Below are 20,507 nucleotides of genomic sequence, written 5' to 3'. Positions count from 1 at the left end.
GGCATATTGATATTCCTAAATGTCAGGTCCTGACGATCTTTACCAACATCCGAACGGTCTTATTCTGCGTAAATGCTCTGCAACAGGGCGTCGTGAGCACTGGCTTCATGCATGACCATGTCCGGCAACAGCGTCTTCGCGGTGGTGGCAATTTCATCGATCAGCGCAAGGGCCACATCGGAGTGCGGGCTGGCGAACGCCGAAATCAGGCCGAAGAAAAACGGGATATTGCAGGCAATCGGCCGCACCACTACGCCTTGAATTGGCACGCCCATGGCCGTGAATGGATCGACCAGTGCGACTCCCAGCCCTGCCCTGGCCATCTGCATGGCGATCAGTGACGTGTTGGTATCGAGCATGTGCGGCAACTCGCCGCCCGCTGCCTGAAACGCCTTGTCGATGCGCCGACGAAACCGATAGGGATTGGCCATGGTGATCAGCGTCTGACACGCGAGCACGTCCATCGGTAGCACGTCATAAGCGGCCAGCTCTGAATCGGCCGGCAGGACAGCGACGCAAGGTGCTTCGCCTATCCAGTGAATCTCCAGCCCGCGATGCTCCAGCGGCAGGCTCACCGCCCCCAGGTCCGTGGTCTTGGACAGCACCGCCTGCACCACATTTTCCGGCGACATGCTCTGCAACTGGATCTGCCGTGGCTTCAAGTGCTCGGGCAGGCGTGCCAGCGCAGCGGGCAGCAACCCGGCGGCCAGGGCCGAAATCGCCACCAGCTTGATCTGATGATTCTCTTCCTCGGCGATATGCTGCGCGCGCTGGCGAATGTTGCGAATGCCCAGCAGCGCACTTTCTACCTCGCCATACATCATGAAGGCCTTGTGCGTCGGCGTGACCTTCGGCCCACTGCGCTCGAACAGCGCAAAACCCAGCTCCTGCTCAAGTTCCTGAATCACCCGGGTGACCGACGGCTGCGAGCGGCCGAGCATCTTGCCAGCGGCGGTGACACTGCCCGCCGACATCACTGCCGCAAAGGCTTCAAGTTGACGCAAATCCATAAGAACCCTTGATCGATACCGATGATGGCCGGAGCGCGCGTTGCGCGGCTTTGCCGTACGAGTGGCAAAAGTCTACACGCAGTGTGGAGCGGACGCGCCTGTACGGAGTACGATTTGCAGAGCCTGCACTGCCGCCCGAGAGCCCGACCGAACGCCGCCACTCTGCCACAGTCTCAACCCAGGCAACCCTGGAGGACAAAACGGATGATTTTCAACTCGCTGGTGTTTCTGGCCACGCTGATCGGCATGGAAGGCTTTGCGTTCCTGGCGCACAAGTACGTCATGCATGGCTGGGGATGGGGCTGGCATCGCTCGCACCATGAACCGCGGACCGGCTGGTTCGAGAAGAATGATCTGTATGCAGTGGTGTTTGCGGGCGTTGCCATCGTGCTGATTGCGCTGGGCACCGGGGGTTATCATCCGCTGGAGTGGATCGGTGCTGGAATGACGGCCTATGGCCTGTTGTATTTCGTAGCGCATGACGGACTGGTTCACCGGCGCTGGCCGTTCAGTCTTGTGCCACGCGCAGGCTATGCCAAGCGACTCTATCAGGCGCACCTGATGCATCATGCGGTGTCCGGCAAGCAGCGCTGTGTGTCATTCGGCTTTCTGTACGCGCCTTCCGTGGCAAAACTGAAGGCGCAACTGCGCGAGCTGCACGGCGGTCCGCTCAATAGGCACGACGAGGACGTTTCCACAGGTCGGGCGGACGTCGGGGATAGCGCTTCCCGCGCGAAATAGTGGCCTGCCATGCGCCGGCGGCGACCAGTCTGAGCTTGTCGAGTTTCGAGGTCGACTGGCGTGAGTCCCACGCCTGCGCTCCGGCCTCCCGCACCTTCACGCCTATCTCGCGGTAGACACCTCTGGCGGTGGCGACGGCCCAGGCCGAGCGCCACGGCAACGCGGCCAATCCGGCCTGCGCGCTGTCATAGAACGGCTCAGCCATGTCTACCAGCCGCCGGGCGAGCACGGCAATGCGCTGGCGATACTCCGGCTCGGCCAGCCGGTCACGCGGTATGTCCAGTTCGGTCAGCCAGTCGGCGGGCAGATAGCAGCGTCCGACGGCAGCATCTTCGACGATATCGCGGGCAATGTTGGTCAACTGGAACGCCATGCCCAGATCGCAGGCCCGATCCAGGATCGCTTCGTCACTGACGTTCATGACCTGCGCCATCATCAACCCGACGACCCCGGCCACGTGGTAGCAGTATTCCAGTGTGTCTTCGATGCTGCGATAGTCCCGTTGATTCACATCCATCGCAAACCCTGCGAGGTGGTCCAGCGCGTAATCCTGACGAATGCCGTGGCGGTAGACCACGTCCTTGAACGCGGCGAAGGCCGGGGTCTGCGGCGGGATGCCTGCGTAGACGTCATGCGTCCGGGCGATGAGCCCGGCCAGACGCTGGCGTACTTCTACGGGTGAGACGACCGTTGCGTCATGGCCCGCTTCCTGCCCATCGATCACATCGTCACAGTGACGGCACCAGGCGTACAACATCACGGCGCTGCGGCGTGTCAGCGGATCGAACAGTTTCGAGGCGGCCGCGAAGCTCTTCGAACCCACGGCAATGCTCTGTAAAGCATGGTCTACCAGTTGCTGATCCTGTGTATCCGGTGCTGTCATGCGTGGACGCCCTCCAGCATCAAGCCTGCGGTGGCCTTGGCCGAGCCGATCACACCCGGAACACCTGCGCCCGGATGCGTTCCGGCGCCGACCAGATACACATTGGCCAGATTCGCGTCGCGGTTGTGAGGCCGAAACCAGGCACTTTGTTGCAGGACGGGCTCCAGCGAGAAGGCCGAGCCCAGATGCGCGTTCAGTTCATCGCGGAAGTCGTTGGGTGTGAAGATCCGGCTGGTCACCAGGTCTTCGCGCAGGCCGGGCATGTAGTACTTTTCGAGGTATTCAAAGATCCGGTCCCGGTAGCGCGGCCCTTCGATTTCCCAATCAATCGGCGCATTACCCAGGTGCGGAACCGGTGACAACACGTAATGGCTGGAACAACCCGGCGGCGCAAGACTGGGGTCGGTGATGCAGGGTGCGTGCAGGTACAGCGAGAAATCCTCGGCCAGCGCATCGCCTTTGAAGATTTCCTGGATCAGTTCGCGGTAACGCGGCCCGAAGCACACGGTGTGGTGCTGCAATTGTGGCTGTGGTCGCTTGAGGCCGAAGTGAATGACGAACAGCGAGTTGCTGAACCGCTTTCGCTTGAGCCGCGCGCCCTCCTTCACGCCCCGTGGATACTGGGCCAGAAGATTGGCATAGGTGTGCACCACGTCGGCATTCGAGGCCACGCAGTCGGCGTTCAACACCCGGCCGTCATGCAACCGCACACCCGTGGCGCGTGCGCCGCTGACTTCGATGCTGGCGACTTCGGCATTGAGTTCGATGCGTCCGCCGATGTCCTCGAACAGTTTGACCATTCCCTGTACCAGTGCGCCGGTTCCGCCCTTCGGAAACCAGACGCCCCATTGGCGCTCCAGCGCGTGAATCAGGGTGTAAATAGAGGATGTGGCAAATGGATTACCGCCCACCAGCAACGAGTGGAACGAGAACGCCTGGCGCAGTTTCTCGTCTTCGATGAATTCGGACACTTTGGAGTAAACGCTGCGCCAGGCCTGAAGACGTGCCAGTTGCGGACCGGCCTGAATCATGTCGCGAAACGACAGAAACGGCACAGCCCCCAGTTTCAGATAGCCCTCGTTGAACACCGCTTTCGAATACGCCAGAAACCTCTGATAGCCCGCGACGTCCCTGGGGTTGAGCGCGCCGATCTGGCGATCCAGAGAAGCCTGATCGTTGGCGTAGTCGAACTGCGTGCCGTCCTCCCAGCACAGACGGTAGAACGGCGAGACCGGCAACAGGTCGACGTAATCCTTGATCGATTTACCGGCCGCCGTGAACAACTCTTCGATGGCCGAGGGGTCGGTGATCACCGTAGGCCCTGCATCGAAAGTGAAACCCTCGTCCTCATAGACGTAGGCCCTTCCGCCCGGCTTGTCGCGCTTTTCGAGCAGGGTTGTCTGCACGCCTGCGGCCTGGAGCCGGATCGCCAGTGCCAGGCCGCCGAAACCGGCGCCAATCACCACGGCGTTTTTTGCTGGGGTCATAGAGAATTCTCGTAATGTCTGGGCAGATAACGTACGGCGGCACGCATGGCTTCGGCGACCGGCACAGGAGGCTTGCCGACCAGCACCCGGACCTTGTCGCGGGCGAGCGTGTCACCGGCGTAAAAGCGGCGAATCAGGTTGTCGGGCAAACCGTAAAAGCGCTGCATCACTTGCCAGCGATCCTGAGGTCGGCCGGCCAGAAACAGCATCCGGTTGAGCAGCCGATAGAAGCGCTGGCGCTGCCATTGGGCACGCGCAAAGGCGCGAATGCCTTGTGCCAGCGACTCGGCTTCGAAGTCACGCTGGTGAGTGATCCACTCGGCCAGCCGCACGGCCAAGGGCAGCGAGTAGCCGGTGGTGCAGTGGAACAGCCCTGCACGCAAGCCGGAACGCGGCTGGCCCGGATGTTCGTTCCAGAACGCATTGAAATCCCCGGCCAGCGTAATGGGCAGCACACCCTGCTCTTCACGAAGGCACGACTGAATCGTCCAGCCGTGCTGACGCGCGTAGTCGGCAATGTGCCGACGCAACTCATCCGGTGACGACGATTGCCGATCCACGTAATGAGTGTCCTCGATCAGCAGCGTATCTCGGGTGAACGGCAGCACGTAGACGAAGCGATACCCGCTTTCCTGAGGCACGCGGGCATCCATGATGATCGGCATGTCCAGCCCGTGGGGGTGCTTCAATTGCAGCAACTGGCCCAGAAATGCCTGCTGTCCGAGTACCAGATGCTCGCTAGGCTGCACGCCACGGCCGTCGATCACGGCGCGGGCCTGCAGGCGCTCGCCATTGTCGAGCAGTACCGAGTCCGGGCTGACATCAGTGATACGCGTTCCTGTCATCAGGCTATCGTCCAACGCAGGCCCGATGACCTGAGCGAAGCGCTCGGAAGTGATACTCGCGTAACCACTCTCCATTCGCCGCGCTCGCTCTGGAAAGTAGACGTCGTAAGCAGGCCAGGTCTTGACCACCAACGGGCGGATCCATTGATGCTGATCCGGACTCAGATCGCCATCATGAAAGGACCAGGTGTGGTTGCCGCCCAACTGCGGCTGTTCCTCGACACACAGGATGTTCAACTCTGGCAGACGCTGCTTGAGTCGCCAGGCGATCAGCCCGTTGGCGAGTCCGCCGCCCGCCAGAATCAGGTCATAACGCATGAACGCCTCCTGCGAACACCGGTTGGCGCGTGCGAAGCACATCTTCGACGATATTTGCGGCCTTGAAGGTTCCGCCTGCCGAATCCAGTTCAGTTGCCAGCTGACGCAGCGGTTTGTCGGAATGCACAAGCAGGTGTTGTAACTGGGCCTGGATCTTCGCTGCTCGGGCGCGACGATGCAGCTGCTTGCCAAGCCTGTGATAACAGACCCTGGCTGCCACACCGGGCTGATCGAAGGCAATCGGCATGACCAGCATTGGCGTGCCGGCGGCAATCGCATCCATCACCGTGTTCAGACCGCCATGAGTAATCACCACATCGGCCTGCTCCAGCACCCACTGCTGAGGCGCGAATGCCGTCACCCGGACATCGCCCATCTGCCTGAGCGTCTGCTCCTGAGCGGCATCGAGGCCGCCACAGTGAGCGATCAGCAGTTGGGCATTCAGACGCTGGCAGGCAATCACCATCTGTTTGAACATACCCAGCCGACCACCCTGCAAGGTGCCCAGACTGGCGAAAATGAAGGGCCGGCTCGGATCGATGGACCACTCGCCCTGCACCTGATGGGGCGCCGATCGCAGCGGGCCGACGGTGTGAAAATGCGCAGGCCGGTTCTCACGCGGGAAATCGAAACCGTCCAGCGTCTGGCTGATCTGCGCAAACGGCGACAGGTACTCGTGCATGCCGTTGCGCGGGGTCACGCCCAATCGATGGGATGCCTCGTGCAGGACCTTGCGCAGCGGGCGCATCATCCAGTCGTACACCCTTGTGCTTGCCTCATAGAGGCGTCTGCTGCGCGCATCGGTGCCGTAGGCAAACGGCATCACCGGCAGCGGCAACCGGGGCTCACGGTTGATCGGCAGTGCGCAGGCCACTGAAACGAATGGCAGACCCAGCGCCTCCGCCACCAGCCCGCCGCCCGCCTCCATCTGATCGCACAGCAGTGCGTCGATGGCTTCGTGCGCCAGCGCGGCAGGCAGTTCGGTGCAGAACATGGCCGTCGTGCTACTCAGGTCGCGAATCACGCGGCGCAAGCCCAGCGGGCCGTGCGGAGCTGCGGCCCGGCGCAACGATCCAGCCAGACTGCCAGGCGGGTGGCTGATGGCGCCCAGGGTGTAAAAGCCAATGCGTGGATCGGTCAGCCAGCGATGAGCATCGGCCTGATGAAAGAACGTGACCCGGTGACCACGCTCGATCAATTCCAGCGCCAGGGCCTGGAGCGCCTGAAAGTGGCTGTAGAACGCGGGTGCCACGACGCCGAAATGACTCATGAAGCACGCTCGCTCGACGGGAGTGGATCGAGCAGTCGCGCCTCACGCAGTGCAGCCAGATCTCTGGAGCCGGTACAGAAGCAGGCGATGCGCAACTGGCGAATTATTGTTTCAAAATGTTCAATCACGGCGGAATCCGATTCCAGCGCCTCGGTAAGCACACCGGCAGCCTGTCCGACCAGATCCGCTCCGAGGCGGATTGCCCGGGCAGCGTCTATGCCGTTACGAATGCCGCCGGAGGCAATCAGCGTCGTGTGCGGCAGTGCCTGTCGGACTTTAATCAGACTCGTGGCCGTCGGTATGCCCCAGTCTGCAAAGGCCATCGCTACCTCTCGATCCGCCGACCGGGTGGCGCGCTCGCCCTCGATCGCTGCCCAGCTCGTGCCGCCCTTGCCCGCCACATCCAGTACCTGTACGCCGTGGGCAACCAGCGCGCGGGCGACCGGGGCCGACAATCCGGCGCCGACCTCCTTGACGATGACCGCCACGCCCACACTTTCGACCGTGCTCGCAATCGCATCCAGTACGCCGCGCCAGTTCTTGTCGCCCTCCGCCTGAACGGCTTCCTGCAAGGGGTTGAGGTGGATGATTAACGCATCGGCCTGCAACGCATCCACTGCCCGGCGCGCCAGGTCGAGGCCGTCCGCTTCAAGCAACTGCGCCGCGCCGATGTTGCTCAGCAATGGGATATCCGGGGCCAGACGTCTGAGTTCGCGGGTCAGGCCCTGATCGTTGGGGCTGCGCAATCCGACTCGCTGCGACCCTACGCCCATGGCAATCCCCAGCCGTTGCGCGGCCTGGGCCAGATGCCGATTGATCGCTGTCGAGCGTTCGGCACCGCCGGTCATCGAGCTGATCAACAGCGGTGCGCGCAGGGGAATACCCAGCAGACTGCTGCTTAAATCAATGTCGCCGAGGTTCAGTTCCGGTAACGCGCAATGTTCGAAGCGAACCGCTTCAAGGCCCGTGCCAGAGCCTGCGAAGCTTTGCTTGAGGACGATATCGAGGTGATCATCCTTGCGTCGACTGAGGTCGATGTTGTCCATGACAGCTCCGATTTAGCTGGATCATTTTTCCGAGCGTGTGGTCTCTAGATTCTTGAGGCACTCAGGAGCGTAGGTCGTTCCGTTTGATTGAAAGCCAGGAAATGAGCCTGAGACGAGACAGTTGGACTGTCGAGCCTACATAGCCAGAGTAGAAGCAATGACAAAAATGGAAATGGATGCCTCCCTCCATAGCGGACTGATCAAACAGCTGGCAGACATGCGTGAGCGCATCGAGAAGCGTCTGGATGAATTGCTGCCGCAGGAAGGTAATGAGCGCGACCTGGTCGCACTGGCAATGCGCGAGGGCACACTGGCACCCGGCAAGCGCGTGCGCCCCATGCTGTTGATGCTGGCTGCCGAAGGACTGGGTCATTCCGACCGCCAGTCTGAAGGCGCGTCGCTGGATCTTGGCTGTGCCGTGGAGATGATCCACGCAGCGTCTCTGGTGCTGGACGACATGCCGTGCATGGATAACGCGCAGTTAAGGCGAGGACGTCCCACAGTGCACCTGAAATTCGGTCAGGATGTGGCGATTCTCGCGGCGATCGCTTTGCTGAGCCGGGCATTCGGCGTGGTCGCGGCGATCAATGACGTGCCGCCTGCGAACCGTACCCGGATTGTTGAAATCCTCGCCGATACAGTGGGCATGCAAGGGCTGGTTCGCGGACAGTATCAGGACCTGCGTGAAGGTCAGCACAGCCGCTGTGCCGAAGAGATCGCCCTGACCAATCGGCTCAAAACCGGCGTTCTGTTTGGCGCCATCATGGACATGGCCTGGCTGATCGGCAGCGACGACGAACGCGTGCGGCTAGAGCTGCAGGGGTTTGCCACGGAGCTGGGGCAGGCCTTTCAGCTCTACGACGATCTGCAGGACGACGCGTTCGACAACGCCAAGGATCAAGGCAAGGACAAGGGCAAGTCGACGTTCGTTTCGCTGTACGGTCAGCAGAAAGTGGCTGAGCAGCTTCATGCCCATCTGTCGATGGCGGAAAAACACCTCTACCAGGCCTACGGCGACGCGCAAGCCATCAGTCCTTACCTCAAGCTGGTATTTTTCAAGGCGCTGTAACGCGAGCGCCCTGCTCGGCCGTCATCACTCGATTTCGGCCCTGTTCCTTTCCCTGATAGAGCAATGCATCCGCACGGTTGAGCGCAACCTGAAAGGCCTCGCCGGGATGAATGACTGCCGTCGCCAGCGTCGCCGTCACGTCCAGCTTGCGGGTGTCGATGTGCCCTGCCTCTTCACTGATCCGCGCCCAGATACGTTCGGCCACCTTGCGCGTATCGGCCAGCGAAGTGTCCGGCATCAATACCAGAAACTCTTCGCCACCCCAACGCGCGGCCATGTCGTTCTGACGCACGCAGGTGCTGATGATGCCTGCGACCCGTTGCAGGATGAGGTCGCCGGACTCATGGCCGTGAAGGTCGTTGATCTGCTTGAAATGATCGATGTCGAGCAATATCAGCGATGCGGAAAGCCCCTGGCGCTGCGACTCCATCTGTCGCACGCGGTGCAGGATTCGGCGGCGGGTGTAAAGGTTGGTGAGGCTGTCCCGATTGGCGATATGGAACAGGCTCAGCTGCATCGAAGAGGTAAAACGTACCGACAGTGCCGTGGCGTAGATCGACAGCGATGTGGCGATCAGCACATTGGCGATGCCGAACATGTCCAGAACCTCTCTGCTGAGCCCGGACGAGAGCCCCATATGACGGCGAAACGCGAAGCAGCCGACGGCCGCCATCAGGATCGACAGGCTGTAGACCAACCGTCGGAACGTGGCCAGTTGAAAGGTGAAGGCGATGATCGGCACGACGCAGAACAGGTAGAAACTGAAATTGCTGTCCCAGCCCAGCACCCAGGTGGCCAGAATCGCGTGACCTATGATTTCAAGGCTCATCAACTGACCCGCCTGCCGGTAGCGGCGACCGCGTATCAGGTACAGGCAATTGATGTAGATCAGCGTGCTCAGGAAGTTGGCGCCCCAGAGAATGGGCACGTCCAGTGCGATGAACAGCCCGAACAGAACAAAATGAATCAGGAGCGCGACGTACACGATGGGAATGATGTGTTTCCAGAACTGGACAGCAGTCTCCTTGAAGAGCTGGGAACGGTCATCGGCGGAGAGGATCATCACGTTATCTCGAGAGTACAGGTTGAATACGACCGTGGGGTATCAAGGCGTGATTCATGTCGTATTGTCGGCATGAACAGCCTGCGCTTGATGCGTCCCAGCAACAATAATTGTCGTTGCAACCGGGCTGTGAGGCTCTTGTTTGAAGGCATTGGCCCTTGAAAGTGCCCGTAGGGCCACAGAACAATTCGCTCGTGTGCTCTGGCATGCGGCTTGTGAAGGTGAAATGCCTCATTCAGGTCAAACACTGCTTTAATGGAACGCTGCTTCCCCAGCGCATGGCTGGCCTCGAATGACTGATAAGGAAGGGTACGGATGGAACGTCTCACAGCGAAAGACTTTGCACCTGAACTGCTCGAACTTTACGACTATTACGCCCATGGCAAGATCAACCGACGCGAATTTCTCGACCGCGCGGCAGTGTTCACCCTGGGCGGCCTTACCGCAAGCGCCCTGCTCGCTTCCCTGAGCCCCAACTATGCGTTGGCCGAGCAGGTGGAATTCACCGACCCGGACATCATCGCCGAATACGTGAATTACCCCTCGCCCAAAGGCCATGGTCAGGTGCGCGGCTATCTGGTGCGTCCCGCCAAGGCGACCGGCAAGGTTGCCGCCATTGTAGTGGCGCATGAAAACCGTGGGTTGAACCCGTATATCGAAGACGTTGCCCGGCGCGTGGCCAAGGCAGGCTTCATCGCCCTGGCACCGGACGGACTGTCATCGGTGGGCGGTTATCCGGGCAATGACGACAAGGGCCGCGAGCTTCAGCAGAAGGTCGACCCTGAAAAACTGATGAACGACTTCTTCGCCGCCATCGAGTGGCTGATGAAGCACGATGCAAGCACGGGCAAGGTCGGTATTACAGGCTTCTGTTATGGCGGTGGCGTCACCAACGCAGCGGCGGTGGCCTATCCGGAGTTGGGCGCGGCGGTCTCGTTTTACGGACGCCAGCCGAATTCGGAGGATGTGGTGAAGATCAAGGCGCCGATCATGATCCACTATGGCGAGCTGGACACGCGCATCAACGAAGGCTGGCCTGCTTATGAAAAGGCCCTGAAAGCCGCCCGCACGACTTACGAAACGTACATTTATCCGGGCGCCAACCACGGTTTCCACAACGACTCGACCCCGCGCTATGACGAGGCCGCCGCCAAACTGGCCTGGGACCGGACGCTGGGGTGGTTCAGGAAATATCTCGTTTGAATTGCTCCGCGTGGGCATGCCTCCCGTGACGCTCCGCGTCACAAATGGCACAGACTGCGGACTCAGTGAGCCGAGCGCATGGCTCACGTCACCTTTTCGCCCCTCGGCGACCTACTTTGAGGGGCCAAAGTAGGCAAAGCCCGCTGCTCCGGTTCCGGCCCCGGCTTCGCCGGGGTTCCTTCGTCCTGACACTGATTCGGGGGTCGCTGCAAATGGGCCATCCATGGCCCAGTGCAGCTCAATCGGCATCCATGCCGATTGCCCCCCGAATCAGCGCCAAGACTCAGCCTTCACCCACGTCGCGATCTGCGGTGTTCATGACATCGCGGTACAAAAGCGCATCGGTGCCACCGATTATCTAAGTGATCGGACCTGATGGGACGCGGAGCGTCCCGGGCGGCATGCCCACGCGGAGCGATGGGCACGATCATTCCTCCATGAGGACGTTTGTGTAACGACTAACGCAGATGTAGGGAAGATCGTGCCCCATCACCCCGCCCGCATCCGCTCAAGCAGCACTTGCAACGGATGCCTGATCACCTTGCCATCCTGACGCTTGACCTGACTTCTGCACGAGTAACCATCGGCAACCAATCGGTCATCCCCGCCATGACGCGCTACCAGCGGCTGCCAGGACTGGCTGTAGATGGTTTTACTGGTCTTCACGTTGCGGGTTTCATGGCCGTAGGTGCCGGACATGCCGCAGCAGCCGCTTGGCAATACCTGCAGGGTCAGGCCGTTGCGGGCAAAAGCTTGCTGCCAGAGGCCGACGCTGGCCGGTTCGTTGGTTTTTTCGGTGCAGTGCGGCAGGAAGTAATACGTTTCGCTTTCGGCTTCCGAACCCTGCTCGACCAGCGCCGAAGCCAGCCATTCCTGCGGCAGCATCACGGTCGGCACGTTTTCGCTGCCCAGGGTCTTGCTGTATTCCTGGCGATAGACCAGCGTCATTGCCGGATCAAGTCCGATCAGCGGAATGCCGGAATCCTGAAGCTTGCGCAGTGACTGACTATTGAAACTCGCTGCCTTTTCGAACGCACCCATGAAACCCTGGACCTGCAGGGGCTTGCCGTTGGGGGCGAACGGGGCAAGGTAAACCTGATAACCCATGCGCGAAATCAGCTCCAGCCAGTCGGCTGCCAACGGGGTTTCGAAGTAACGGGTAAACGCGTCCTGCACCAGCACCACCGTACGCTGGCGTTCTTCCTCGGTCAGCGCCGCGAGACGCGCAGGCGTTGCAATACCGACGTTCCAGCGCGCGCAGGCTGCGCGGAAGTCCATCAGACTCAGCAACGGGCTGTCGACCATGCCCGCCACATGCTCAAGCAGATAACGGACCGGCTTTGCCCCCATCACGCCGTTGTACAGTCTGGGAAAACGCGCCAGATGCGGAATGCTGAATTCCAGCGAGCCGATCAGGTAATCCTTGAGCGGCCGCAGGTAACGGCTGTGGTACAACTCCAGAAAGCGCGAGCGAAACTCGGGCACGTTGACCTTGACAGGGCACTGACCTGCGCAGGACTTGCACGCCAGGCAACCCGACATGGCGTTATAGACTTCATGCGAGAAGTCCTTCTGCCCCGCCACTCGCGCCACGCTGTTGACGGTGCGCTCGGCCAGGCTCTTCACCACATTGGCCGTACGCGCCCTGGCGCTGGCGGTCAGCACGTTCACGTCCTGCTCGCCCTGCAAGCGCAACCATTCCCTGACCAGCGACGCCCGACCCTTCGGTGAATGAACACGGTCGCGTGTGGCTTTCCAGGACGGGCACATCGCATCGTCGGGATCGTAGTTGTAACAGGCGCCATTACCGTTGCAATGCAGTGCCGTGTCATAGCTCTGCCAGACACGCTCGTCGATGGTACGGTCCAGATCACCGCGCAGTTTCACCTCGTCCACCAGGGTCAGGCGCGCCTCAGGCACCGAAGCAGGCGTGGCGATCTTGCCGGGGTTGAGCTGGTTGAACGGATCGCAGGCAGCCTTCAACGCCTGAAGTGCGGGATACAACTCGCCGAAATACTCGGGCACGTACTGTGAGCGCAGGCCCTTGCCATGCTCGCCCCAGAGCAGACCGCCGTAGCGCTTGGTCAGCGCGGCGACGGCGTCGGAAATCGGACGAATCAAGGCAGCCTGCGCCGGGTCTTTCATGTCCAGAATCGGCCGCACGTGCAGCACGCCCGCGTCCACATGGCCGAACATGCCGTACTGCAGACCGTAGCTGTCCAGCAGCGCACGGAATTCCTGAATGTAATCGGCCAGGTTTTCCGGCGGCACGGCCGTGTCTTCCACGAACGGCTGCGGACGCGCCTCGCCTTTGACGTTGCCCAGCAAACCCACAGAACGTTTGCGCATGGTGTAAACGCGGCTAACCGCAGCACTACCCGTCGCCAGGGTGTGGCCGAGACGCACGACCGAGGTATCCGTCTGCAGGTGCGCGACAAACGCATGCACCCGCTGCTCGACTTCGTTCAATTCGTCGCCACTGAACTCGATCAGGTTGATACCCAGCGTCGGCGTGGCCGGATCCTGAGGAAAATACTCGGCAACGCCGTGCCAGACGATGTCTTGCATCGCCAGCATCAAGACCTTGGAATCCACCGTTTCGATGGACAGCGGCTTGTGCGCCATCAACGCCTTGGCGTCGCGCAACGCGTCCATGAAGCCTGCGTACCGCACGTTGACCAGAATCGAATGTTTGGGGATCGGCAGCACGTTCAGCCTGGCCTCGACGATAAAGCCCAGTGAACCTTCGGAACCGCACAGCACGCTGTTGAGGTTGAAGCGCCCGTCTTCCTCACGCAGGTGCGCCAGGTCATAACCGGTCAGGCAGCGATTGAGGGGCGGGAAAACGTCCTTGATCAGTTGCGCCTGAGTGTCGGCAATCTGCTGCGCGCAGCGATAGACGTCGCCTGCACGATCAACACGCGCCTGTTCGCGCATCAGTTGCTCGGCATCCATGGCCTGGGTATTCACGTATGAACCGCCCAGCAACACGGTGGACAGTTCCAGCACGTGGTCACGGGTCTTGCCGTAGGTGCAACTGCCCTGCCCGCTGGCGTCGGTGTTAATCATCCCGCCCACCGTGGCACGGTTGGACGTCGACAGCTCCGGCGCGAAAAACAGCCCATGAGGCTTGAGCGCGGCGTTGAGCTGGTCCTTGACCACGCCAGTCTGGACGCGCACCCAGCGCTCCTCGACGTTGATTTCAAGAATATTGTTCATGTGCCGCGACAGATCGACCACCACGCCATCGGTCAGCGACTGGCCATTGGTGCCGGTACCGCCGCCCCGGGGGGTCAGGACGACCTCTTTATATTCAGGGCGGGCGGCCAGCCGGGCGACGATGGCCACGTCATGGCTGTCCATCGGGAACACCGCAGCCTGCGGCAGACGCTGGTAGATGGAGTTGTCGGTGGCCAGCACGGTGCGTGAACCCATGTCCCGGGCGATTTCCCCGCGAAAACCACCCTCGCTCAGGGCGTTGAGGAAACGGTCGTAGTGACCGACCTGTTCGGACGTGGGCTTCAGCAGCGCAATCATGGTGGTGTTCCTGACGGGTTAGGCTTTTTATATGCAAAGCACGTATGCTTCGAAGGGCTCGCAAGCACGGCAATATCAACGGTTGGCGTGATTCTCCGGCCTGCGGCGCCGCAGTGCAAACGTAAAACCTGCCGTTTTTCCATGAGCTTTATGAATGAACCCCAGAAGACTGACGCCTTCGATGTCGCTGCTGATCGCTTTCGAAGCGGCCGCCCGGCATGGCAGCTTTACCAAGGCCGCCGATGAACTGACGCTGACCCAGAGCGCGGTGAGCCGTCAGGTGCAGGCGCTCGAAGCCCAGCTTGAGGTCGAGCTGTTCAAGCGCGATGGCCGACGTATCGAGCTGACCACCGCAGGGGCGCTGTACCAGCACGAACTGGCCGCAGCCCTCGGTCGAATCCGCAGCGCGACGCTGCAGACCATCGCTCACAAGGCCGAAGGCGGCACCCTGCATCTTGCCGTGCTGCCCACCTTTGGCTCCAAATGGCTGCTGCCGCGCATGAATGACTTTTACGCGAGGCATCCGGGCTATGTGGTGCACGTGCATTCGCGCATCGTGCACGCCGACCTGACGCCAGCCGCCAGCGAGATGAACGCCATCATCTGCGCAGGCACCGGCAACTGGCCGGGCTACATCGCCCACCCGCTAGTCAGTGAAAAACTGGTCCTGATTGCCAGTCCCGGCGCGCTGAAAGGGTATGCATCCATGACCCCGGCACAGGTGGCGTACTACTCGCTGCTCAGCGTGGTGTCGCGTCCCAACGCCTGGTCGGATTGGTTCGAGCGTAACCGGCTGGATCATCATGTGATGCGCCCCGGCCCGAGCTTCGAACTGACCTCACACCTGATCCAGGCAGTGGCGGCAGGCATCGGTATCGCGCTGGTGCCACGCATTCTGGTGCTGGACGAACTCGCAAGCGGCGAGCTAGTGACGCTGTTCGAACCGCTGGACAGCGGCCGTAACTATTACCTGGCCTACGCCACACGTTTTCAGAACCTGCCGTCACTGTGCGTGTTCAGAGACTGGCTGCTGTCCATTCCGTTTCCCGACAGCCTCTGATCCGGAGTCTTCATGCGCATCGAACCGCTGCCACCCTTGCAGAACCTGATTGCTTTCGAGGCCACCGTACGCCACGGCAGCTTTACCCGTGCGGCGACCGAACTGCACCTGACGCAAAGCGCGATCAGTCGGCAAGTGGCGCAATTGGAAGAGTTTCTGGGCCGAGCGCTGTTCCGTCGCGAGCACAAGCGCATTCACCTGACCGTTGCCGGGCAGATCTACGCCGAACAGATTCATCGCGTGCTGACCCTGTGCGCGGAAGCCACGGCGCAGGTCATTACCCACAGTGGCGAGCAACAACTGACACTGGCCTGTTCCAGCGGCGTCGCGGCCTTGTGGCTCGGTCCTTTGCTGGGCCGCTATCGCGACGAATTTCCCGGCGTCGATATCCGGCTGCGCGTCGTGGACGGGCTGGATTCGCTGATCCGTGCCGAATTCGATCTGGCTTTGTATTTTCTGCGTGAAAGCTCGCCTGCCGGGCTGGACAGCCGGCTGCTGTTTGCCGAGTCGGTCAACGCCTACTGCTCGCCTGAGTATCTGAACGGCCAACTGCTCGAACCTGCGCAATTGCTCGACTACTGTCTGCTGATGCTGGAAGACGGCCAGCGCCAATGGCTGTCCTGGAATGACTGGTTCGGTCGTCAGGGCGTGGATGCCTCGCTGATCCGCAAGCGCATGACGGTCAACCTGTATCCGGTGCTGGTGGATCTGGCAATGTCTGGTCATGGCATTGTGCTCGGCTGGCAGCCGATGATCGACAGGCATGTGCGTTCCGGCGCGCTGGTGCCTGCGTGCAGCACAAGTGTCGGCGCGGTGGGCGGCTATTACCTTCTGACGCCCAGCGGCAAGATGCCCCGCCGCGCGGCACGTGCCTTCGAGAAATGGCTGAGCGACGAGATCAGTTCGCAAGGCTGATTGTTACAGAGAGCTCTTGCATGCGTATCGCGCATGCAAACCTGCGTAAAGAGCGTTTTCTCCAAACCGGGCATGAGCCTACTCTCAACCCTAACGGGCGCTAGACCTTATTCTGTTTCACCTTCCGACTCTGCCCCCTTTTCAATGCAGGGTCGTTCCCTGCGTGTATTGCATGCAGGAGCTAAAAAGTGAGCACACTACAACAATCCCTCACACATCCCCAGAACAGGCAGGCGCGCCGCGCCATCACTGCCACGGTCATCGGCAATGGCCTGGAGTGGTTCGACTTCACGGTCTACAGCTTTTTCTCGGTCATCATCGCCAAGGTGTTCTTCCCGACCGGTAGCGAACTGACGTCCTATCTGCTGGCACTTGCGACCTTTGGCGTGGGCTTTTTCATGCGTCCGGTGGGTGGCATCGTGCTGGGCATCTACGGCGACAAGCATGGGCGCAAGGCGGCCTTGTCGCTGACCATCCTGCTCATGGCCTTCGGAACGCTGATTATTGCCCTCACGCCGAGCTTCGCGCAGATCGGCTACCTGGCCCCGGTGCTGATCGTGCTGGCGCGTCTGCTACAGGGTTTTTCCGCCGGCGGCGAGATGGGCAGCGCCACGGCGTTTCTGACTGAACATGCGCCGGCCGGCCGTAAAGCGTTCTACTCCAGCTGGATTCAGGCGAGTATCGGCGTCGCCGTGCTGCTCGGCTCGACACTGGGCGCGATCCTGTCCAGCTACCTGACCCAGGCACAGCTGGAAAGCTGGGGCTGGCGCGTGCCGTTCCTGATCGGCACCCTGATCGGCCCGGTGGGTTTCTACATTCGCAGCCGGGTCGACGAGACCCCTGCCTATACCGCCAGCAAACCGGTCGATTCGCCGCTGCGTGAAGTGATCAAGACCTACCCGCGCCAGACCCTGATCAGCTTTTCGCTGGTGGTGCTCTGGACCGTCTGCACCTACGCGATTCTGTTCTACATCCCCTCTTACGCCCAGCGCGTGCTGGGCCTGCCGTCATGGATGGGTTTCAGCGCGGGGATGATGGGTGGCGCCGTGTTGATCGTCGCCACACCGCTGGTGGGCGCCATGGCGGATCGCAGCGGCAACCGTTCATGGCTGCTGGGCTCGGCCATCGCCATTTTCTTCAGCGCTTACCCGATGTTCCTGTTCATCAACCAGATGCCTGGGCTGTTCTCGCTGCTGATTTTCGAACTGGTGCTGGGTCTGCTGATTTCCGGCTACATCGGCTCGATTCTCTCCGCGTTCGGTGAGTTGCTGCCGACCCATGTCCTGTCCACGGGTCTATCGGTCGCCTACAACTTCGCAGTGACCATTTTCGGCGGTTTCGCCACCTTCACCATCACCTGGCTGATTGCCTCGACCGGCAGCAATCTCGCGCCGGCCTTCTACATCATGTTCGCGGCGATTGTCAGCGGCATCGGCGCGCTGCTCTATCGCGACCCTGCCCCTGCCGTAAACCGCCCTCTGACTGGAGCCTATCAATGAGTACTGCTGAATCCCCACGCCTGATCCTGCGCAACGGCCGCATTCTGGACGTTGAACTGGGCAAACTTGTTTCAGGTCAGGAAGTCGTGATCCAGGGCGAGCGCATTATCGATGTACGCGCCGAAGGCGAGCCTGCCGGACCGGACGATCAGGTGATCGATCTGGGCGGCAAGACCCTGATGCCGGGCCTGATCGACTGCCACGTTCACGTGCTGGCGTCCAACGCCAACCTGGGCATGAATGCGCTGCAACCCAACGCAATCATCATGTACCGCGCTCTGCCGATTCTGTCTGCAATGCTGGATCGCGGCTTCACCACGGTGCGTGACGCAGGCGGCGCTGACTGGGCGCTGGCGCGCTCCATTCAGATGGGGCTGATCCCAGGGCCAAGAATCTTTGCCTCGGGCAAGGCGCTTTCCCAGACCGGCGGCCACGGCGACATGCGCGCCCGCGGTGAACTGCTGCTCAACGAGCCCTGTTCCTGCTGCTTCCGGGCCGGTGCTATTGCCCGTGTGGTGGATGGTGTCGACAACGTACGCCTGGCCGTGCGTGAAGAGCTGCAACAGGGCGCGAACCAGATCAAAATCATGGCCTCGGGCGGTGTGTCTTCGCCGACCGACCCGATCGCCAACACCCAGTACAGCGAGGCTGAAATTCGCGCGATTGTCGATGAAGCGGCGGCGGCCAACACCTACGTCATGGCTCACGCCTACACCGCACGCGCCATTCGCCGGGCCATCGAGTGCGGCGTGCGGACCATCGAGCACGGTAATCTGGTTGACGCTGACACAGCGCGGTTGATGGCTGAGAAAGGCGCGTTTGCGGTGCCGACCCAAGTCACTTACGAAATGCTCGCCGAGTACGGCGAACGCTTCGGTCTGCCACCGGATTCAGTGGCCAAGATCGAGGACGTCCGTCAGGCCGGGCGCAACGCGCTGGTACTGTTCGCCGAAGCCGGTGTGCCGATGGGCTACGGCTCCGATCTGTTGGGCGAAATGCATGAGTACCAGACTCACGAACTGAAAATCCGCGCCGAAGTGCTGGGCAATCTGGCGGCATTGCGCAGCGCAACCAGCGTAGCGGCGCAGATTCTGCAGCGCGAAGGCGAACTGGGCTGCATCGCCAAGGGCGCGATTGCTGACGTGCTGGTCGTGGACGGCGATCCGCTGACCGACATTCACTGTCTGGTTGGCCAGGGCGAACGACTGGCGATGATTGTTCAGGGTGGCAAGGTGCGCAAGAACACGCTGATCTGAATGGCCAAATCGGCTCGGCCCTCGATCCAAGGGCCGAATGTCTCTGGTCAAACAACCCCAAACCACTGAAGAAACCGGATTTTGTGGGAGCGGACTTGTCCGCGAAGGGGCGGTGCGGCCGATGAAGGTTCAGCGGCTGAAATGCAGCATTCGCGGACAAACGGAACGCCGCCCGGTCCGCTCCCACGACGCCCGGTGTTTGCTGCGCGACAGCGCTACGTCGAAGACGTAGTGGCGCCTCCCACAGTTTGTATTTGCTGTCAGATAGCGCTGTGTCAGAGACAGAGAAGTATCTTGCGCAGTGGAATACCGACAGGGGCTCAGTCGGCGTTGTGATCCCAGATCCAGTTCCACAGTCCCGGTAGCTTCACGGATTCGTCTGCGTCCCTGACGGTGCGGGCCATTGCGGCGCGCTGCAACTGTGCGCTGTCGTCGTAGAACGGTTTGGCAGACAGTCGCACGCCGGTCTGATTGGCACTGTCGACCAGAATCTGCAGGTACTCACGCGCATGCCGGGCCGTGTAGCGGTTCAGGTCATGGAAGGTCACCACTACCGGAATCACACCATCGACTGCAGGCAATTCGCCCGCAGCGATGCGTTCACGCACCTGCGACAACTGGCTGACCATGTTCGAACGACGTCTCAGGCTGAAGTTGTAACCCCAGATCTTCCCGTCATTGGCACTCAGGTCGGTCAGCAGTACATGCAGCCCGTGCTGCTGATAAATGCCGAAGGTGCGCTTGTCGTAGTTCCAGAATGGCGGACGCAGCAGAACGGTCGGCGTATCGGTGATCGACTCGATGATTTCGCTGCCCTGAGTCAGCGACTGATGGAGTTCTTCAGAGGTCAGCGAGCGGTGGTTGGTGTGGTGCGGCGTTGCAGTGTGAAAGCCCAGCACGTGACCTTGCGCGTGCTCACGCTGCATCAGCGCCCTTCCCTCATCACTGTTGCCCGCCCCGGTTGCGCCGGTCTGCACGAAAAACACCGCTTTGATGTTCGGTTCCAGCGGATTGTCGGCCAGGCTGTCGAGCACGGTTGCCGTCGGGTTGTAGAAGGTTGTCGCGCTGGGGCCGTCATCGAACGACAGCAGGAAACGTACTGGCGGTTGCTGACGAAGCCGCTCGGCGGTCTCTGTCGTCAGCGGCACAGGCGAACTGATGCAGGCCGACAAACTCAAGACAGTGATCGAGGTCCACAAGACGGCAAAAGCGGTTTTCATGAGCGTGTGTTCCGAATGACCGGGCAATGAACATTCACCGGTACTGCGGCGCACACACTAGCCGCGCGTCAGGATTAAAGCCATA

16 protein-coding genes are annotated in these 20,507 nt (G+C 61.1%); 7 read left to right on the top strand and 9 right to left on the bottom strand.

Annotated features, from left to right (window positions below; genetic code table 11):
* Positions 1-59: 59 nt before the first annotated feature.
* Entirely contained in the window at positions 60-1,010 is a 951-nt protein-coding gene (locus CFBP1590_RS13220) for a LysR family transcriptional regulator (protein ID WP_088235208.1), read from the bottom strand.
* Between the two features lie 204 nt (positions 1,011-1,214).
* On the opposite strand from CFBP1590_RS13220, the gene CFBP1590_RS13215 reads away from it, so the two are divergent.
* Complete coding sequence (locus CFBP1590_RS13215) at positions 1,215-1,751, top strand: sterol desaturase family protein (protein ID WP_088235207.1); 537 nt, start codon at positions 1,215-1,217, stop codon at positions 1,749-1,751.
* On the opposite strand, the gene crtB is transcribed toward CFBP1590_RS13215, so the two are convergent.
* Genes crtB through fni form a run of 5 tightly spaced genes read right to left on the bottom strand, consistent with a single transcriptional unit; the run spans position 1,681 to position 7,600 of the window.
* Complete coding sequence (crtB, locus tag CFBP1590_RS13210) at positions 1,681-2,634, bottom strand: 15-cis-phytoene synthase CrtB (protein WP_025995836.1); 954 nt, start codon at positions 2,632-2,634, stop codon at positions 1,681-1,683. The two genes, CFBP1590_RS13215 and crtB, sit on opposite strands and share 71 nt — an antisense overlap.
* Positions 2,631-4,121, bottom strand: a complete 1,491-nt coding sequence (locus tag CFBP1590_RS13205) for a phytoene desaturase (protein WP_088235206.1) — start codon at positions 4,119-4,121, stop codon at positions 2,631-2,633. The genes crtB and CFBP1590_RS13205 overlap by 4 nt, the downstream gene beginning before the upstream one ends.
* The gene (crtY, locus tag CFBP1590_RS13200; protein WP_088235205.1) at positions 4,118-5,284 is read right to left on the bottom strand and encodes a lycopene beta-cyclase CrtY; all 1,167 of its coding nucleotides are present in this window, start codon (positions 5,282-5,284) and stop codon (positions 4,118-4,120) included. Before crtY ends, CFBP1590_RS13205 begins: the two co-directional genes overlap by 4 nt.
* Positions 5,274-6,554: a glycosyltransferase gene (locus tag CFBP1590_RS13195; RefSeq protein WP_088235204.1), complete on the bottom strand. Its 1,281-nt coding sequence runs from the start codon at positions 6,552-6,554 to the stop codon at positions 5,274-5,276. Before CFBP1590_RS13195 ends, crtY begins: the two co-directional genes overlap by 11 nt.
* Entirely contained in the window at positions 6,551-7,600 is a 1,050-nt protein-coding gene (fni, locus tag CFBP1590_RS13190; RefSeq protein ID WP_088235203.1) for a type 2 isopentenyl-diphosphate Delta-isomerase, read from the bottom strand. Before fni ends, CFBP1590_RS13195 begins: the two co-directional genes overlap by 4 nt.
* Before the next feature lie 166 nt (positions 7,601-7,766).
* Between fni and CFBP1590_RS13185 the strand changes: the two genes are divergently transcribed.
* On the top strand, positions 7,767-8,669 hold the full coding sequence (locus CFBP1590_RS13185; RefSeq protein WP_088235202.1) for a polyprenyl synthetase family protein: 903 nt from the start codon (positions 7,767-7,769) through the stop codon (positions 8,667-8,669).
* Here CFBP1590_RS13185 and CFBP1590_RS13180 read toward each other — a convergent pair.
* Positions 8,656-9,732 (bottom strand): GGDEF domain-containing protein, encoded by a 1,077-nt coding sequence (locus CFBP1590_RS13180; RefSeq protein ID WP_088235201.1) that lies wholly within the window; start codon positions 9,730-9,732, stop codon positions 8,656-8,658. The genes CFBP1590_RS13185 and CFBP1590_RS13180 overlap by 14 nt on opposite strands.
* Positions 9,733-10,047: 315 nt before the next feature.
* On the opposite strand from CFBP1590_RS13180, the gene yghX reads away from it, so the two are divergent.
* Complete coding sequence (gene yghX / locus CFBP1590_RS13175) at positions 10,048-10,935, top strand: YghX family hydrolase (RefSeq protein WP_088235200.1); 888 nt, start codon at positions 10,048-10,050, stop codon at positions 10,933-10,935.
* Between the two features lie 489 nt (positions 10,936-11,424).
* Here the strand turns inward: yghX and ydiJ are convergent, their stop codons facing one another.
* The gene (ydiJ, locus tag CFBP1590_RS13170) at positions 11,425-14,472 is read right to left on the bottom strand and encodes a D-2-hydroxyglutarate dehydrogenase YdiJ (RefSeq protein ID WP_088235199.1); all 3,048 of its coding nucleotides are present in this window, start codon (positions 14,470-14,472) and stop codon (positions 11,425-11,427) included.
* Positions 14,473-14,626: 154 nt separating this feature from the next.
* Here ydiJ and CFBP1590_RS13165 point away from each other — a divergent pair, with 154 nt between their 5' ends.
* The 4 genes from CFBP1590_RS13165 (at position 14,627) to CFBP1590_RS13150 (ending at position 19,202) form a co-directional block, all read left to right on the top strand.
* The gene (locus CFBP1590_RS13165) at positions 14,627-15,532 is read left to right on the top strand and encodes a LysR substrate-binding domain-containing protein (RefSeq protein WP_088235198.1); all 906 of its coding nucleotides are present in this window, start codon (positions 14,627-14,629) and stop codon (positions 15,530-15,532) included.
* A gap of 12 nt (positions 15,533-15,544) precedes the next feature.
* A complete protein-coding gene (locus tag CFBP1590_RS13160) occupies positions 15,545-16,447 on the top strand; it encodes a LysR substrate-binding domain-containing protein (protein WP_004885542.1) in 903 nt (300 codons plus the stop codon).
* Positions 16,448-16,635: 188 nt separating this feature from the next.
* Positions 16,636-17,946, top strand: coding sequence for an MFS transporter (locus CFBP1590_RS13155; RefSeq protein WP_088235197.1), 1,311 nt, complete (start codon positions 16,636-16,638; stop codon positions 17,944-17,946).
* Positions 17,943-19,202, top strand: coding sequence for a metal-dependent hydrolase family protein (locus CFBP1590_RS13150; RefSeq protein WP_088235196.1), 1,260 nt, complete (start codon positions 17,943-17,945; stop codon positions 19,200-19,202). Before CFBP1590_RS13155 ends, CFBP1590_RS13150 begins: the two co-directional genes overlap by 4 nt.
* A gap of 320 nt (positions 19,203-19,522) precedes the next feature.
* On the opposite strand, the gene CFBP1590_RS13145 is transcribed toward CFBP1590_RS13150, so the two are convergent.
* Positions 19,523-20,422 carry a polysaccharide deacetylase family protein gene (locus tag CFBP1590_RS13145; protein WP_004885547.1) on the bottom strand — a complete coding sequence of 300 codons (900 nt, stop codon included), beginning with the start codon at positions 20,420-20,422 and terminating at the stop codon, positions 19,523-19,525.
* Positions 20,423-20,507: the final 85 nt, after the last annotated feature.

The sequence above is a fragment of the Pseudomonas viridiflava genome (assembly GCF_900184295.1).
GTDB classification, from domain to species: Bacteria; Pseudomonadota; Gammaproteobacteria; order Pseudomonadales; family Pseudomonadaceae; genus Aquipseudomonas; species Aquipseudomonas viridiflava.
This window is presented reverse-complemented; position numbering and strand designations above follow the sequence as displayed.

Bases quoted from the DNA above. Each gene is read 5' to 3' on its own strand.
- CFBP1590_RS13220 (WP_088235208.1), bottom strand. From the start codon at position 1,010: ATGGATTTGCGTCAACTTGAAGCCTTTGCGGCAGTGATGTCGGCGGGC.
- CFBP1590_RS13215 (WP_088235207.1), top strand. From the start codon at position 1,215: ATGATTTTCAACTCGCTGGTGTTTCTGGCCACGCTGATCGGCATGGAA.
- crtB (WP_025995836.1), bottom strand. From the start codon at position 2,634: ATGACAGCACCGGATACACAGGATCAGCAACTGGTAGACCATGCTTTA.
- CFBP1590_RS13205 (WP_088235206.1), bottom strand. From the start codon at position 4,121: ATGACCCCAGCAAAAAACGCCGTGGTGATTGGCGCCGGTTTCGGCGGC.
- crtY (WP_088235205.1), bottom strand. From the start codon at position 5,284: ATGCGTTATGACCTGATTCTGGCGGGCGGCGGACTCGCCAACGGGCTG.
- CFBP1590_RS13195 (WP_088235204.1), bottom strand. From the start codon at position 6,554: ATGAGTCATTTCGGCGTCGTGGCACCCGCGTTCTACAGCCACTTTCAG.
- fni (WP_088235203.1), bottom strand. From the start codon at position 7,600: ATGGACAACATCGACCTCAGTCGACGCAAGGATGATCACCTCGATATC.
- CFBP1590_RS13185 (WP_088235202.1), top strand. From the start codon at position 7,767: ATGGAAATGGATGCCTCCCTCCATAGCGGACTGATCAAACAGCTGGCA.
- CFBP1590_RS13180 (WP_088235201.1), bottom strand. From the start codon at position 9,732: ATGATCCTCTCCGCCGATGACCGTTCCCAGCTCTTCAAGGAGACTGCT.
- yghX (WP_088235200.1), top strand. From the start codon at position 10,048: ATGGAACGTCTCACAGCGAAAGACTTTGCACCTGAACTGCTCGAACTT.
- ydiJ (WP_088235199.1), bottom strand. From the start codon at position 14,472: ATGATTGCGCTGCTGAAGCCCACGTCCGAACAGGTCGGTCACTACGAC.
- CFBP1590_RS13165 (WP_088235198.1), top strand. From the start codon at position 14,627: ATGAACCCCAGAAGACTGACGCCTTCGATGTCGCTGCTGATCGCTTTC.
- CFBP1590_RS13160 (WP_004885542.1), top strand. From the start codon at position 15,545: ATGCGCATCGAACCGCTGCCACCCTTGCAGAACCTGATTGCTTTCGAG.
- CFBP1590_RS13150 (WP_088235196.1), top strand. From the start codon at position 17,943: ATGAGTACTGCTGAATCCCCACGCCTGATCCTGCGCAACGGCCGCATT.
- CFBP1590_RS13145 (WP_004885547.1), bottom strand. From the start codon at position 20,422: ATGAAAACCGCTTTTGCCGTCTTGTGGACCTCGATCACTGTCTTGAGT.